The organism is Mycolicibacterium novocastrense (assembly GCF_001570485.1).
GTDB classification, from domain to species: domain Bacteria; phylum Actinomycetota; class Actinomycetes; order Mycobacteriales; family Mycobacteriaceae; genus Mycobacterium; species Mycobacterium novocastrense.
In genome coordinates, this window is the sequence record NZ_BCTA01000094.1 from 44,689 (window position 1) to 58,851 (window position 14,163).

Below are 14,163 nucleotides of genomic sequence, written 5' to 3' on the forward strand. Positions count from 1 at the left end.
GCTCCTTAGACTGCTCCCATGATGGCCCGTTCCGTACCGCACGACGGCCTGCTGCGGATCGAGGACTGCCTGGACGCCGACGGCCGGGTGGCGGTACCCGCCGGGGTGAACCTGATCTCCCTGATCGACCGCAACATCGCCAACGTCGGCGACGCGCCGGCCTACCGCTACCTCGATCACACCGGTGACGGACGGGTCGACGAACTCACCTGGAGACAACTCGGGGTACGCCTGCGGGCGGTCGCCGCGACCCTGCAGCGCGTGACCCGGCGAGGCGACCGGGTCGCGATCCTGGCGCCGCAGGGACTCGACTACCTCGTCGCGTTCTTCGGTGTGATCAAGGCGGGCGCGATCGCGGTCCCGCTGTTCGCACCCGAGTTGCAGGGGCACGCGCAACGACTGGACACCGCGCTGAGCGACTGCGAACCGTCCGTCGTGGTGACCACAGCGGCCGCGGCCTCGAACGTGCGCAGCTTCCTGTCTGACCTCGACGGCGTACCGGCGCCTCGGGTCGTCGTGATCGACGATATCGGTGCGACAGGCGATTTCGAGCCGGTCGAGCTGGCGCTCGACGCCGTATCCCATCTGCAGTACACCTCCGGTGCGACGCGGCCTCCCGCCGGCGTCGAGATCACGCATCGCGCGGTCGGCACGAACCTGATCCAGATGATCCTGTCCATCGATCTGCTCGACCGGAAAGTGCACGGCGTCAGCTGGTTACCGCTGTTCCACGACATGGGCCTGTCGATGATCGGATTTCCCGCCGTGTACGGCGGACATTCGACGCTGATGTCCCCGACCGCGTTCATCCGCCGCCCACAACGCTGGCTTCGGGCGCTCTCGGACGGGTCGCGTGAGGGCCGGGTGGTCACGGCCGCGCCGAACTTCGCCTATGAATACGCGGCGCAACGCGGCCGACCCACGGACGGCGAGGACCTCGACCTGAGCAAGGCGGTGCTGATCATCGGCTCGGAGCCGGTCAGCATCGACGCGATCACCGCCTTCAACGACGCGTTCGCGCCATATGGTCTGCCGCCGAACGCGTTTCGGCCGTCGTACGGAATCGCCGAAGCCACGCTGTTCGTCGCCACCATTGAACCCGACGCCCACGCCGCCGCGGTGTACCTCGACCGCACGCATCTCAGCGGGGGCCGCGCGGTACCCGTCGCCGCCGATTCACCCGATGCGGTGGCCCACGTGTCCTGCGGACGGGTGGCGCGCAGCCAGTGGGCCGTCATCGTCGATCCCGACACCGGCGCCGAACTGCCCGACGGAACCGTCGGTGAGATCTGGCTGCACGGCGACAATCTCGGGCGCGGCTACTGGGGTCGGCCCGACGAGTCGCGGCACGCCTTCGGGGCCCGGCTCACGTCCCGCCTATCTGCGAGCCATGCGGAAGGTGTTGACGAGCAGGCGAACTGGCTGCGCACCGGTGATCTCGGCGTCTACCTCGACGGCGGGCTGTTCGTCACCGGACGGCGTGCCGATCTGATCATCATCGACGGCAGGCACCACTATCCGCAGGATATCGAGGCGACCGCCCAAGGCGCCTCGGCGATGGTGCGCCCAGGCCACGTCACCGCGTTCACGGTGCCCGCCCCCCACGGCGATGCGCTCGTGATCGTCGCCGAACGCGCCACCGGAACCGCGCGCAACGATCCGGCGCCCGAGATCGACGCGATCCGCGCCGATGTGCTTGTGCGGCACGGGATCCCGGTCGCTGACATCCGCTTTGTCGCCGCAGGTGTCATCCCGCGCACGACCAGCGGCAAGCTGGCTCGCGGAGCCTGCCGCAGCGAGTACCTCAGTGGGAAGCTGAAAGGTTAACCAACACCGAGCTTCTCACGCACCGTGTCGGCGAGGAAGCGGGCTGCAGACACCGGGCGGAACGCGCGGGCAGCGGCGGTGAGCGCCTCCTGCGCCTCGGCGCTGAGCTCGATGTCGGCGGCTGCAACGTTGAACTCGAGCTGTTCGACGCTGGATGCACCGGGGATCGCGACGACGTTGGGCAGGTGGATCAGCCACGCCAACGCGACCTGCGCGGGTTTGGCACCGACGTCGGCGGCGACATCGCGCAGCGTCTGCAGCAGCGGTTCGGCGCGCCGCAGGTTCTCGGTACCGAACAGCGGGTTCGTCGCGCGCACGCCGCCAGGCCGGTTGTCGGGACCGTACTTGCCACCGAGCAGTCCCTGCGCCAGCGGGCTGTAGGCGATCACGATGCGGTTCTCCCGTTCGGCGAACGGCACCAGACGATCGAGCGCCTTGGGATGGGCCAGCGAGAAGTGCACCTGATTGCTGATCACCGGTCGTCCGAGCGCGGTGTCGGCCCGCTGCCAGCGCGACAGCGAGTAGTTGGACACACCCGCCGCACCGATCACACCGTCATCGATCAGGTCGCGCATCCCCGGCATGATCACCGAATCGGGCACCACCGGGTTGGACTGGTGGATCTGGTACAGCGGGATCTTCTGCAGCCCGAACCGCTGCGCGCTGGCGTGCGCGCGTTGCTTGACCACCGCCGGGAACGGGGCCACCGGGAAGACCTTGCTGGCCACGGCCACGTCGGCGCGCTGATCGCCCAGCGCCTCGCCGAGGATCCTCTCGCTCTTGCCGAAACCGTAGATCTCCGCCGTGTCGAACAACGTGACGCCCAGCGCCAGCGAACGCTGCACGATTTCTCGAGCGGGACCGGCGGCGTAGCTGTCGCCGTACCCCCACTCCCGAGACCCGAACTGCCAGGTCCCGAGCCCGATACGGCTGACCCGCCCCACACCCTCGACGTCTAAGTACTTCACGTTGGCCACAGTACTGACGCGGCAGATCGATAACGGCGGGTTTTGGCGCCCCGAGGCCGGGGTATGTGAGGCGGGCTGCAGAAAGTCGGCATGACACAAGTCTCGAAAGGCGTAACGCATGCTCGAGTTCATCTGCCCCACGTGCGGGTTTTTCAATCTCGAAGAGGCGGTTTGCGAGTCCTGCAGCGGCCGGGCCGGCGACACCGACCTGGCGATGGCCGGCTGACCATGTCTGTTTACCGCTCACTGCATCCGTTCGACCTGGTCATGGCTTCGACGCGGATGTACGCGTCACTCCCCGTGGTCGGCAGGCACCTCGAGCCGTTCGCCGGCCTGACCGCGATGATGATGTACGGCCACCACTACGCACCGGCAGCGCTGCGTGGCATGGTGTCGCGTCGTCTCAGCGCCGATCCCGCGGCCGCCGCGCCCGCCGATGTCTCCGATGAGGCCATCACGCCTGGGCGCGGGAACCGGATGCCGCCCTACCTGCGCTTCCGCGCCCAGCGTCAGCGATGCCTCTATCGCAGCTCGGTGCGCTACGGCGACCACCCCGCGCAGTTGCTCGACGTGTGGCGGCTGCCGGACCTGCCGCCCGACGCCCCGGTGCTGCTGTTCGTTCCCGGCGGCGCCTGGGTGCAGGGCTCCCGCGTCATGCAGGGCCACACGATGCTGCACCACCTGGTCAAGCAGGGCTGGGTCTGTCTGACGATGGACTACCGGGTCTCCCCGGTGAACCGGTGGCCCCGCCATATCGCCGATGTCAACGCGGCGATCGCATGGGCGCGGGCCAACGTCGACAAGTTCGGCGGCGACCGGAACTTCGTCGCGGTGGCGGGCTGCTCGGCGGGCGGGCACCTGGCCTCCCTGGCGGCCCTCACTCCCGGCGACCCGGCGTTCCGCGGCGAGCTCACCGAGGACGCCGACACCACGGTGGACGCAGTGGTCGGAATCTACGGGCGCTACGACTGGCAGGACCGGTCGACCCCTGCCCGCAAGAACTTCCAGAACTTCCTGGAGCGAGTTGTCGTGGGACGCAAGCAGTCCCGGCACCCCGACATCTTTGCTGCCGCGTCACCGCGGGCTCGCATCCACTCCGATGCGCCGCCGTTCTTCCTCATCCACGGGGACCAGGACACCATCATCCCCGTCGACGAGGCCAGGGTGTTCGCCGAAGAGCTCAGCGCGGTGTCACGAAACGTCGTGGAATACAGCGAAATCCGGCGTGCGGGACACGCGTTCGACCTCGTCGACTCGTCGCATGCGCGTCGGCTGGCGGTCGAGGTCGGCAGGTTCCTCAACGACGTCCGGTCCCGCCAACTGCAGGGTGAAACCGCCGCGGCCGTCTAGCCCGTGTTGATCGGGCGCGATGCGGGAAGTCTTGTCGCATGCGCATCGTCATCACCGGGGCTTCCGGCAACGTCGGGACCGCGCTGCTGCGGCGGCTCACCGAAAGCGACACCGGACACGACATCGTCGGGGTGGTACGAAGGCCGCCGGAGCCGACCGGCGTCTACGGTCGGGTCCGCTGGCACCGACTCGACCTCGCCGATCCGGACGCGGGGACCCAGCTGCGCGGGGTCTTCGACGGCGCGGATGCCGTCGTCCACCTCGCATGGGGGTTTCAACCGACCCGCAACACCGAATACCTGAACCGCGTCGGCGTCGGCGGCACAACGGCCGTCCTCGAGGCGGCCCATGACGCGCGGGTCGGCCGGCTCGTGCATCAGTCGTCGGTGGGCGCGTACGCGCCGGGCCGCTACGGGCAGTACGTCGACGAGTCGTGGCCGACCACCGGCATCCGGACCTCCCCCTACAGCCGCGACAAATCGGACGCCGAAGCGCTGCTGGACGCCTACGAACGCGAGAACGGGGAGGCGGGCGTTCCCATCGCGCGGATGCGGCCCGGCTTCATCGTGCAGCGCGACGCGGCCAGCGGCCTGATGCGATACGCGCTGCCCGGTTACGTGCCGATGCTCGCGATTCCCCTGTTGCCGGTGTTGCCGCTGGACCGGCGCTTGTGCATCCCGCTCGTGCATGCCGACGATGTCGCCGACGCATTGGCCAGGGTGGTCGAGCGTGGTGCGAGCGGGCCGTTCAACGTGGCGGCCGAACCGCCGGTGGGCCGCGAGCAGGTCGCCGAGGTGTTGGGTGCGAAACCGGTCCACGTGCCCTCGGGAGTGCTCGGGGCTCTGGTCGATGTCAGCTGGCGGGCGCGGCTGCAACCGATCAACCGGGGCTGGCTCGACATGGCGTTCAGCGTTCCGTTGCTGGACTGCGGGCGCGCCGAGGCCGAACTCGGCTGGAGCCCCCGGTGGAATGCGGTCGACGCGCTCGCCGACGTCATCGGCGGGGTGGCCCGACAAGCGCACACCGAGAGTCCGCCCCTGCGACGCCGGTCGCTGATCGAGCAGTTCCAACGCGACCTCACCGAGGGCCTGCTGACGACACGACGCCTGCCGTAGATGGCCGAGCACGACGAGTCCGTCGTCATCGTCGGCGCCGGTCCCTGCGGGCTGGCGATCGCACGACAGTTGCGCCACGAGTGCGGTGTGGACGCGCTCGTCGTCGATCGCGCGGATTCGGTGGCATCGGCGTGGCGGAACCGCTACGACGGGTTCCGGCTCAACACCTGTGGGTGGTGGTCACATCTGCCCGGGCAGCGGATACCACTGCGCTACGGACGCTGGCCGACCCGCGACGACATGGTCGACTACTTCGACGAGTACGTGCGCCGACAGCATCTACGAATAGCTCTGGGGTGCAACGTGGTTCGAATAGACCGGGGGCGGAGCGGCTGGCGGCTGCAGACCGACAGCGCGCCTTTCACCGCGGCGGCCGTCGTCGTCGCGACCGGCAACTATCACACGCCGGTGCTACCCGAGTGGGCTGGAATCGAGGAGTTCACCGGCGAGGTCCTGCATTCCGAGCACTACCGCAACGCCGCGCCTTTCGCCGGCCGGGACGTTTTGGTGGCGGGCGCGGGGAACTCGGCGACCGACATCGCGTTGCAGCTCAGCGACGGGGTGGCCCGCCGGGTGTGGATGGCGGTGCGCACGCCCCCGCATCTCGTACCGCGGTCGGCCGCCGGAATTCCGGTCGACGCGTTCAGTCCCGCGTTCGAGCGTCTTCCGGTGCCGGTGCTCGATCAGGCGGCGGCCCTGATGCGCAGGGTGTGGCTCGGAGATCTTCGTCGCGAGGGCCTGCCGGTGCCGCGGCGGGGGATCTATTCGGCGCTGCTGACCGACGAACAGATCCCGACGATCGGTGACCAGCTCGTCGCACACGTCAAAGCGGGACGCATCGAGATCGTCGCCGCCGTGGAGTCGTTCGACGGTGAGAGGGTGGTGCTCGCCGACGGCAGCTCGCTGGCGCCCGACGTGGTGATCGCCGCGACCGGCTATCGGCGGGGACTCGAACCGCTCGTCGGCCACCACGGCGTGCTGGACGAGGCGGGCCGGCCTGAGGTCAACGGGCTTCCGTGCGCCGCGCCGGGGCTGTGGTTCGCCGGTTACGACGAGCCGCTGATCGGGCCACTGCGGTCCTTCCGGCTGCAGGCCTCGCCGATCGCGCGCGACATCGCCAGCCATCTCGGCGGACGTGACAAACATCATTGGAGCTCAACAAGATCAACTGCATCGGAGCGCGGCCGGCGTTCGTTGAACGAGGCGTGACGATGGCCGACCCAGACTCCGTGACGCGACGCACCCCGATCGCGCTGGCCGACCGGCTGCTCGACATCAAGCGGATCTACCACGAGCCCGACATCGAACGGTTCGCTCGCGCACGTCAGGTGCTCGAGCGCTTCCCCGACGCCGAGCGCATCGAAGTGCCCTCGCACCAGGCGATACCGGGTCTGTACGGAAACGAGGGCAACGTCGAGGACTGGGTCCGCAACAAGCGGGAAGTCCTGGTGCTGGGGGAGAAGAAGAGCCTGAGCGCGCGGCGCAACGAGCGCTCCAGCGACTGGATCGCACCGTCCACCGCCAACGGATGCGCGATGGCGTGCTCATACTGCTACGTTCCGCGCCGCAAGGGCTACGCCAACCCGATCACGGTGTTCACCAACATCGAGAAGATCACCGGATACCTCGAGCGGCATGCCGCTCGCCAAGGTGTGAAGCCGCAACCGAACCAGTGCGACCCCGTCGACTGGGTCTACGACATCGGCGAGAACAGCGACTGTTCAGTGGACGCGATGGTCTCCGACAACGTGCGCGATCTGGTCGCGCTGTTCGGTCGAATTCCCAACGCCAAGGCCAGCTTCGCGACCAAGCTCGTCAACCGCGACCTGCTCTCCTACGACCCGCGGGGCGGAACCCGCGTGCGGTTCAGCTTGATGCCGGCCGAGACGTCGCGGGTGCTCGACGTGCGCACGTCGAAGATCGCCGAGCGGATCGCCGCGATCGACGACTTCGTCGACGCCGGATACGAAGTGCACCTGAACTTCAGTCCCGTTGTCGTCCACGAGAATTGGTTGTCCGACTGGGCGGAGCTGCTCGAGCAGGTCGCCGACGGCACGTCGGACCGCACCAAGCAGCAGCTGGCCGCCGAGATCATCTTCCTGACCCACAACGAGGGTCTGCACGACGTCAACCTCGGCTGGCATCCCAAAGGTGAGGATCTGCTGTGGCGGCCGGATCTTCAGCAGGCCAAGCGCAGCCAGAGCGGGCAGTGGAACGTGCGCTACAAGACGCCGTGGAAGGGCCGCTGGGTGGGCGAGCTGACCGACCTGATCGCCGCCAAGCTGCCGACGTGCCGGGTGCGCTACGCGTTCTGACGGTTTCAGCTGCCGCGAGCGGGTCCCTCAACTGTCGCCAGCGGGTCCCTCAACTGTCGCCAGTGGGTCCCTCAAGTGCCGCGAGCGACCGCGCAACGCCAGCTGTGCGCGGCGTGTCGCGTGCAGACCCGGTCGCTCGCGGGAGGGGGTTTCCGGGCGGCCGGGATGAGTTCGCGTGCGGCTATCCGTTCTGGTGGGCAGGAAGCTGTCGACCAAACGGAAGGCTCATCATGAAGATCGTCGTCATCGGCGGAACCGGCCTCATCGGTTCGAAACTGGTGCAGATCCTGGACCGGCAGGGCCACGACACGGTCGCTGCGGCGCCGTCGACCGGCGTCAACACGTTCACCGGCGAGGGCTTGCGGGACGCGCTCGAAGGGGCGGAGGTGGTGGTCGACGTCTCGAACTCGCCGCAACTCGACGACTCGGCCCGAGAGTTCTTCCAGACCGCGACGACGAACCTGCTCGACGCCGAACAGGCCGCAGGCGTCGGCCATCACGTCGCGCTCTCGGTGGTGGGCACCGATGAGATGGCCCCGCAGAGCGGCTACTTCCAGGCCAAGCTCGACCAGGAACGGTTGATCAGCGACGGGCCGATCCCGTTCACGATCGTGCACGCCACCCAATTCTTCGAGTTCCTCCAGACACTCGCCGACTCGGCGACCGAGGGTGACACGGTGCGGATGCCGCCGGCGTACTTCCAGCCGATGGCCGCCGCCGACGTCGCCGAAGGGCTCGCAATCGCCGCGGTGAACGAGCCGGTGAACCGAATCGTCGAGATCGGCGGACCGGTCGAGTTCCTGCTTCCCGACCTGATCCGGACAGCGTTGACCGCCCGCGGCGATACCCGTCAGGTCGTCGCCGACCCGTCGGCGAAGTACTGGGGCATCGACCTGGCCGAACGCACGCTGGTGCCCGGTGAGGGCGCGACGCTGTTCGGCACTCGGTTCGAGGACTGGATCCTGGAGACCGCCGCGACGGCCTAACCCGGCCCCCGGGCGGGGGGCGATTTGTGAGTGAAAACGTTTGCCCAGCGAGCGGAATCACTCACAAATCGCGGTGTGGACCCGTCGTCGCGGGCCTCGTACGATCCAAGATCAGATCGGGTAAACCGGCGACCGTCGCGGGTCCACCCCAGAGCGCGGTGGTGTCTATGTCTGGCCAGGGTGGAGCACAAGCCCTCCGTGGCCGCACCCGCGAATGCGAGGCGCTGAAGAACCTGGTCGCGACGGTGCGATCGGGTAGTTGTCAGGTGCTGGTCCTGCGCGGCGAGGCGGGCGTCGGTAAGACGGCCCTGCTCGATTACGTCTGCGAAACCGCGTCCGGATTTCAGGTCGTGCACGTCGCCGGGGTGGAGTCCGACATGGAACTCGCCTTCGCGGGCCTGCAACAGCTGTGCGCTCCGCTGATGACGCATCTCGACGCGATTCCCGAACCGCAGCGCGAAGCGCTCAACGTCGCGTTCGGCCGCGGCGTCGGGGAGACGCCGGACCGGTTCCTCGTCGGCCTCGCCGTGCTGAGCGTGCTGGCCGCCGCGGCCGACGAACAACCGGTGCTCTGCGTCGTCGACGATGCGCAATGGCTTGACCAGGTTTCGGTGCAAACACTCGGATTCATCGCGCGCCGGTTGCTCGCCGAACCCGTCGCGTTGGTGTTCGCCGTCCGTGACCGACCCGAACTGCTGGCGGGCCTGCCGGAGCTGCCGATCCACGGGCTGTCCGACACCGATGCGCGAGAACTGTTGGAATCGGTGATGTTCGGCGGCATCGACACTCGGGTACGTGACCGCATCGTCGCCGAGACGCGCGGCATTCCGCTGGCCATCCTCGAGGTGCCGCGCAGCGTGTCGGCGACCGAACTCTCGGGTGGTTTCTGGATATCGGGTAAACGCTCGTCGGCGGCAGCGGTCGAACAGGGCTTCATCCGCCGTATCCAGGCGCTACCGCAACCCACCCGGCAATTGCTGCTCATCGCCGCCGCCGAACCCATCGGCGACGCGGCGTTGTTCCTCGGCGCTGCAGCGCAATTGGGCATCCCGGTCGACGAGCTCGCCCCCGCGGAAGCCGACGGACTCATCGACTTCGGCCCACGGATGCGGTTCCATCACCCGCTGATCCGCTCGGCCGCTTACCGTGCCGCAGAGCTGCCGGACCGCCGTGCCGTCCACCGCGCCCTCGCCGACGTCACCGATCCTTCGGTCGACCCGGACCGTCGCGCGTGGCACGCGGCCAACGCCGCGGCGGGCCCAGACGAGGGGATCGCTGCCGAGCTGGAGAACTCCGCCGCCCGGGCCCAGGGCAGGGGCGGAATGGCCGCGGCGGCAACATTTTTGGAGCGCGCCACCGCGTTGACCTCCGACCCGTTTCTGCGTGGGGCGAGGGCGCTGGCGGCCGCTTACGCCAAACGGGACGCCGCGGCACCGGGAGCTGCGCACGAACTCCTCGCGATCGCCGAACTCGGCCCCCTGACCGACCTGCAGCGGGCACAGATAGCGCGGCTGCGGGCACAGATGGACTTCGTCCGGAGCCGGGCAGGCGAAGCCGGTGCGCCGCGACTGTCACAGACCGCGCCACCGCTGCTGGACGCCGCCCGCCGCCTCCACGGCGTCGACGGTTATTCGTCCAGGGAGAGCTACCTCGAGGGGATCGCGGCTTTGATGTACGCGGGCCGCCTGGGGGAGTCCGGTGCGCTCGTACGAGCCGCCGAGGATGCACGCGTTGCGCTGCAGGATGTCTCGGAACTGCCGCGCGCCATCGACCATCTGCTCAAAGGGGTGGCCGAACGGATCACCGGCGGGGTCGGACAGGGTTGGGCCGCGTTGCGGGCGGGGCTGGAGGCGATGTGTGAGCAGGCGGAGTCCGACGAAACCGCGGTCGGCCGATGGCTGAAGGTACCCGGATTCCCGATATTGCAGGAGTCCTCGGCCCACGAATTGTGGGACGAGCGGACATTGCGAAAGTTGTCGACCGCCGCGGTGCGCTATGCCCGTGCAACCGGGGCGCTCGCGGGCTTGCCGCGGGCACTCATCTACCGGGCTGGCGTGCACACTTTGGCCGGTGAATTCGCCACGGCAGCGGAGCTTCTCGAAGAGGCCGCGTCGATCACCGCGGCCACCGACCACAACTCCCCGGTGCGGTACCACTGGGTGCTGCTGAGCGCGTGGCGCGGCGACGCGGCGGAGGCCGTTTCGCTGCTCGAGAGCGCCGCGGCCGACGGAATCGCCAGGGGTGAGGGACGCCTGTTGGGGCTCACCGGCTATGCGACCGCGTTGTTGTACAACGGGCTCGGCCGCTACGAGGAGGCGCTCGCCGCAGCGCGCGAGGCATGCGACTACGACGACTTCGGAATCCACGGGTGGTGTCTTTTCGAGCTCATCGAGGCGGCGACGCGCGCCGGGGCCGACGACGCGGCTAGGTGGGCCGTTGGCCGGCTCGAGGAGCGGGCAGGCGCCAGCGGCACCGACTGGGGACTCGGCGCGCTGGCCAATGCGCAGGCCCTGGTGGCCGACGGCGACGACGCGGATCGGCTGTTCACCGAGGCCATCGAACGCCTGGAGCGCGCCGGCATCGTCGTACACGTCGCGCGGGCCCGGCTTCTCTACGGTGAATGGCTGCGCCGGGCCAACCGGCGGATCGACGCCCGCCGCGAACTCACCGAGGCCCACGAGACGTTCACGCGGATCGGCGCGCGGGCCTTCGCCGAACGCGCGCGCCGCGAACTGGTGGCCACCGGAGAGAAGGTGCGCAAACAGCAGCAGAGCCCGGGCGGCGAGCTGACCGCCCAGGAAGCACAGATCGCCCGGCTCGCCGCCGACGGCCTGACCAACCAGGAGATCGGCGCCCAGCTCTTCATCAGCACACACACCGTCGAGTGGCATCTGCGCAAGGTGTTCGTCAAGCTCGGAATCACCTCGCGCAGACAGCTTCGCGGCGTGTCGTGGGCGAGCTAGTCACTCGACGAGCTTGCCGTCTGCCGACACCGCGCGCATCCTGCTGGCAATGTCGGCGGGGATGCCCGCGATCGCTTCGCGCTCGATCCGCCCTGGCCCGGACCACACCAGGTTGACGGTGAGTCGATCGTCGAGTTCCGGGTAGTCCGAGCGGTTGTGGCAGCCTCGGGTCTCGCGTCGTTCCAGTGCGGTCTCGAGCGTCGCGCGCGCGGCTATGACGCTCGCCTTGAGATCGAACGCGTGGGCGAGATCGTGGAAGCCCGCGATGTCGGGGTGCACGCCGACATCGGAAAGCCGCCGTTCGATGTCGTCGAGCTCGGTCAAACCCGTACGCAGCCCGGTTTCGTCACGCACCACGCCGGCGTGTTCGGTCATCGCATTGCGCAGCGCGCGCTGCAGGGACCGGACGTTCTCTTGGCCGTTGCGGAGCAGCACTTCGTCGACCTCGTCGCGGGCCGCGGAAGTTGCAGCGCTACAGCGTAGTTGGGCTCCCAATCCCGACGAGTAGGCGGCGGCCGCCCGTCCGACGATCCGCCCGTAGACCAGCAGCTCGATCAGCGAATTGCCGCCGAGTCGATTGGCCCCGTGCAGACCGCTTGACGCCTCACCGATCGCGTACAACCCCGTGACGTCCGTGCTGTGGTCTTCGGGCCGCACCCACACTCCGCCCATCGAATAGTGGGCGGTCGGGGCGATTTCGATCGGCGTGGTGGTGATGTCGAGCAATTGCAGATCCATCAATGTTTGATAGACGCGCGGAAGCCGCTCCATGATCTGAGTGCGCGGCAGATGCGAGACGTCCAGCCACACCCCGCCGCGAGGGGTGCCGCGGCCCTGCTTGATCTCGGTGTAGGCGGCGAGCGCGACGCGGTCGCGAGTAGAGAGCTCCATCCGGTCCGGGTCGTAGCGCTTCATGAAGCGCTCGCCGAGATCGTTGCGCAGAATCCCGCCTTCTCCGCGGGCGGCCTCCGACACCAGCGTCCCGGCCGAGTCCTCGGGTTCGATCAGACCGGACGGATGGAACTGGACGAGTTCGGGATCGCGGATCCGCCCACCTGCTTCGAGAGCCAATCGGAAAGAGTCCCCGGTGTTCTCGTCCCGCCGCGACGAGGTGCGGCGCCAGATCCGAGTGTGCCCACCTGCAGCGAGAATGACCGCGTCGGAGTGGATGGTGTAGCGGGTGCCGTCTCGAAGGTCGAAACCGTACGCGCCGAAGATCGTGTTGTCCCGAACGAGTAGGCGGGTGATGTAGGCGGAGTCGAGGATCGGAATCGCGAGCTGTGTTGCCCTTTTGACCAGCGTGCGTTGCAGTTCCAGCCCGGTGTAGTCACCGGCGAACGCGGTGCGGCGGAAGGTGTGGGCGCCGAAGAACCGTTGAGAGATCCGTCCGTCCTGCTCGCGGGCGAACGTCATACCGAAGCGCTCCAGGTCCCGGATCGATTCGGCCGCACCCTCGGTCACGATCTGCACCGTGGCCGGATCGGCGAGCAGATAGCTTTCGGTCAGTGTGTCGGCCGCGTGCTGCTGCCAAGTGTCCTGGGGATCCATCGTGCCCAGCGCCGCATTGATGCCTCCGGCGGCCAAGGTGGTGTGGGCGTCGCCGATGGGCCGCTTGCCGATGAGGAGAACATCGCTACCTCGCTCCGCCAACTCGATCGCAGCACGCAGACCCGCGCCGCCGGTTCCTATCACCAGGACTGAGGTCGCGATCTGCCGCTCTGCGCCGGTCATGTCGACAAGAACGGATGGCCGCCGACCGAATCATCCGCGGACTTCGTAGACCCCGGCGACCACGGGCGTTCAAGGGTTCGGCCGATCGCCGATCAAGCGAGGCTTGAAGCACAGCCGAAAGGCGTGGTCACGAAAGGCGTGATCTTCAGAAAGCGGAGGAGCCATGGACGTCTACGACGCAGTCAAGAGCAGACGGGCGGTGCGGGGCTTCACCGACGAACCCGTCCCCTTGGAGGTGCTCGAGCGTGTGCTCGACGCCGCCAGGTGGTCACCGTCGGGGTCCAACCTGCAGCCGTGGCGGATCTACGTCGTGACCGGCGAACCGCTGGAGCGGCTCAAGAAGCTCGCCACGGAGCGGGTGGCCGCGGGAGACCCGTGGGATGAGCGCGAGTACCAGCTGTACCCGCCAGAGCTGAAATCCCCCTACGGTGAACGCCGATCGGCGTTCGGCAGGGAGCGCTACAGCGCACTGGGCATCGAGCGCGAGGACTGGGAGGCCCGGCAGCGGGCCGCGATCGCGAACTGGGACTGCTTCGGCGCCCCCGCGGCCCTGTTCTGCTACATCGACCGCGATCTCGGCCGGCCGCAGTGGGCGGATCTGGGGATGTACCTGCAGACCGTGATGCTGCTCCTGCGCGCCGAGGGTCTGCACAGCTGTCCGCAGATGGCCTGGTCCCAGGTCCGTGAGACCGTCGCGGACGCCGTACAACCGCCCGACGAGCTCATGTTGTTCTGCGGTATGTCGATCGGCTACCAGGACCCCGACGAGAGCTATATCCGCACGGGCCGGGCCCCGCTCGAGGAGACCGTCAGCTTCGTCGGCGACTGACCCACTACGGACTACGGACCGTGGACTACGGGTTCTCAAGGGTTCCATTTGCCTGAGCGGCGACGAGCGTGAGGTGTGA

At 68.3% G+C, this 14,163-nt stretch carries 10 protein-coding genes; 8 read left to right on the forward strand and 2 right to left on the reverse strand.

What is annotated here, in order from left to right:
- Positions 1-21: 21 nt before the first annotated feature.
- Positions 22-1,827 carry a fatty acyl-AMP ligase gene (locus RMCN_RS28695; RefSeq protein ID WP_067396541.1) on the forward strand — a complete coding sequence of 602 codons (1,806 nt, stop codon included), beginning with the start codon at positions 22-24 and terminating at the stop codon, positions 1,825-1,827.
- Here RMCN_RS28695 and RMCN_RS28700 read toward each other — a convergent pair.
- Positions 1,824-2,795 (reverse strand): aldo/keto reductase, encoded by a 972-nt coding sequence (locus RMCN_RS28700; RefSeq protein ID WP_067396543.1) that lies wholly within the window; start codon positions 2,793-2,795, stop codon positions 1,824-1,826. The two genes, RMCN_RS28695 and RMCN_RS28700, sit on opposite strands and share 4 nt — an antisense overlap.
- A gap of 228 nt (positions 2,796-3,023) precedes the next feature.
- On the opposite strand from RMCN_RS28700, the gene RMCN_RS28705 reads away from it, so the two are divergent.
- From RMCN_RS28705 to RMCN_RS28730, 6 genes are all read left to right on the forward strand, one after another.
- On the forward strand, positions 3,024-4,145 hold the full coding sequence (locus RMCN_RS28705; protein WP_067396427.1) for an alpha/beta hydrolase: 1,122 nt from the start codon (positions 3,024-3,026) through the stop codon (positions 4,143-4,145).
- Between the two features lie 38 nt (positions 4,146-4,183).
- On the forward strand, positions 4,184-5,260 hold the full coding sequence (locus RMCN_RS28710) for an NAD-dependent epimerase/dehydratase family protein (protein ID WP_067396430.1): 1,077 nt from the start codon (positions 4,184-4,186) through the stop codon (positions 5,258-5,260).
- A complete protein-coding gene (locus RMCN_RS28715; protein WP_084377833.1) occupies positions 5,261-6,469 on the forward strand; it encodes a flavin-containing monooxygenase in 1,209 nt (402 codons plus the stop codon).
- Between the two features lie 2 nt (positions 6,470-6,471).
- Positions 6,472-7,575: a spore photoproduct lyase family protein gene (locus RMCN_RS28720; protein ID WP_067396431.1), complete on the forward strand. Its 1,104-nt coding sequence runs from the start codon at positions 6,472-6,474 to the stop codon at positions 7,573-7,575.
- A gap of 230 nt (positions 7,576-7,805) precedes the next feature.
- Entirely contained in the window at positions 7,806-8,561 is a 756-nt protein-coding gene (locus RMCN_RS28725) for an SDR family oxidoreductase (RefSeq protein WP_067396434.1), read from the forward strand.
- Positions 8,562-8,728: 167 nt separating this feature from the next.
- Positions 8,729-11,524, forward strand: coding sequence for an ATP-binding protein (locus RMCN_RS28730; RefSeq protein ID WP_067396436.1), 2,796 nt, complete (start codon positions 8,729-8,731; stop codon positions 11,522-11,524).
- Here the strand turns inward: RMCN_RS28730 and RMCN_RS28735 are convergent, their stop codons facing one another.
- Entirely contained in the window at positions 11,525-13,255 is a 1,731-nt protein-coding gene (locus tag RMCN_RS28735; RefSeq protein ID WP_067396439.1) for an FAD-dependent oxidoreductase, read from the reverse strand.
- Positions 13,256-13,418: 163 nt separating this feature from the next.
- Between RMCN_RS28735 and RMCN_RS28740 the strand changes: the two genes are divergently transcribed.
- Entirely contained in the window at positions 13,419-14,084 is a 666-nt protein-coding gene (locus tag RMCN_RS28740) for a nitroreductase (RefSeq protein WP_067396442.1), read from the forward strand.
- Positions 14,085-14,163 lie beyond the last annotated feature (79 nt).

Bases quoted from the DNA above. Each gene is read 5' to 3' on its own strand.
- RMCN_RS28695 (WP_067396541.1), top strand. From the start codon at position 22: ATGGCCCGTTCCGTACCGCACGACGGCCTGCTGCGGATCGAGGACTGC.
- RMCN_RS28705 (WP_067396427.1), top strand. From the start codon at position 3,024: ATGTCTGTTTACCGCTCACTGCATCCGTTCGACCTGGTCATGGCTTCG.
- RMCN_RS28710 (WP_067396430.1), top strand. From the start codon at position 4,184: ATGCGCATCGTCATCACCGGGGCTTCCGGCAACGTCGGGACCGCGCTG.
- RMCN_RS28715 (WP_084377833.1), top strand. From the start codon at position 5,261: ATGGCCGAGCACGACGAGTCCGTCGTCATCGTCGGCGCCGGTCCCTGC.
- RMCN_RS28720 (WP_067396431.1), top strand. From the start codon at position 6,472: ATGGCCGACCCAGACTCCGTGACGCGACGCACCCCGATCGCGCTGGCC.
- RMCN_RS28725 (WP_067396434.1), top strand. From the start codon at position 7,806: ATGAAGATCGTCGTCATCGGCGGAACCGGCCTCATCGGTTCGAAACTG.
- RMCN_RS28730 (WP_067396436.1), top strand. From the start codon at position 8,729: ATGTCTGGCCAGGGTGGAGCACAAGCCCTCCGTGGCCGCACCCGCGAA.
- RMCN_RS28735 (WP_067396439.1), bottom strand. From the start codon at position 13,255: ATGACCGGCGCAGAGCGGCAGATCGCGACCTCAGTCCTGGTGATAGGA.
- RMCN_RS28740 (WP_067396442.1), top strand. From the start codon at position 13,419: ATGGACGTCTACGACGCAGTCAAGAGCAGACGGGCGGTGCGGGGCTTC.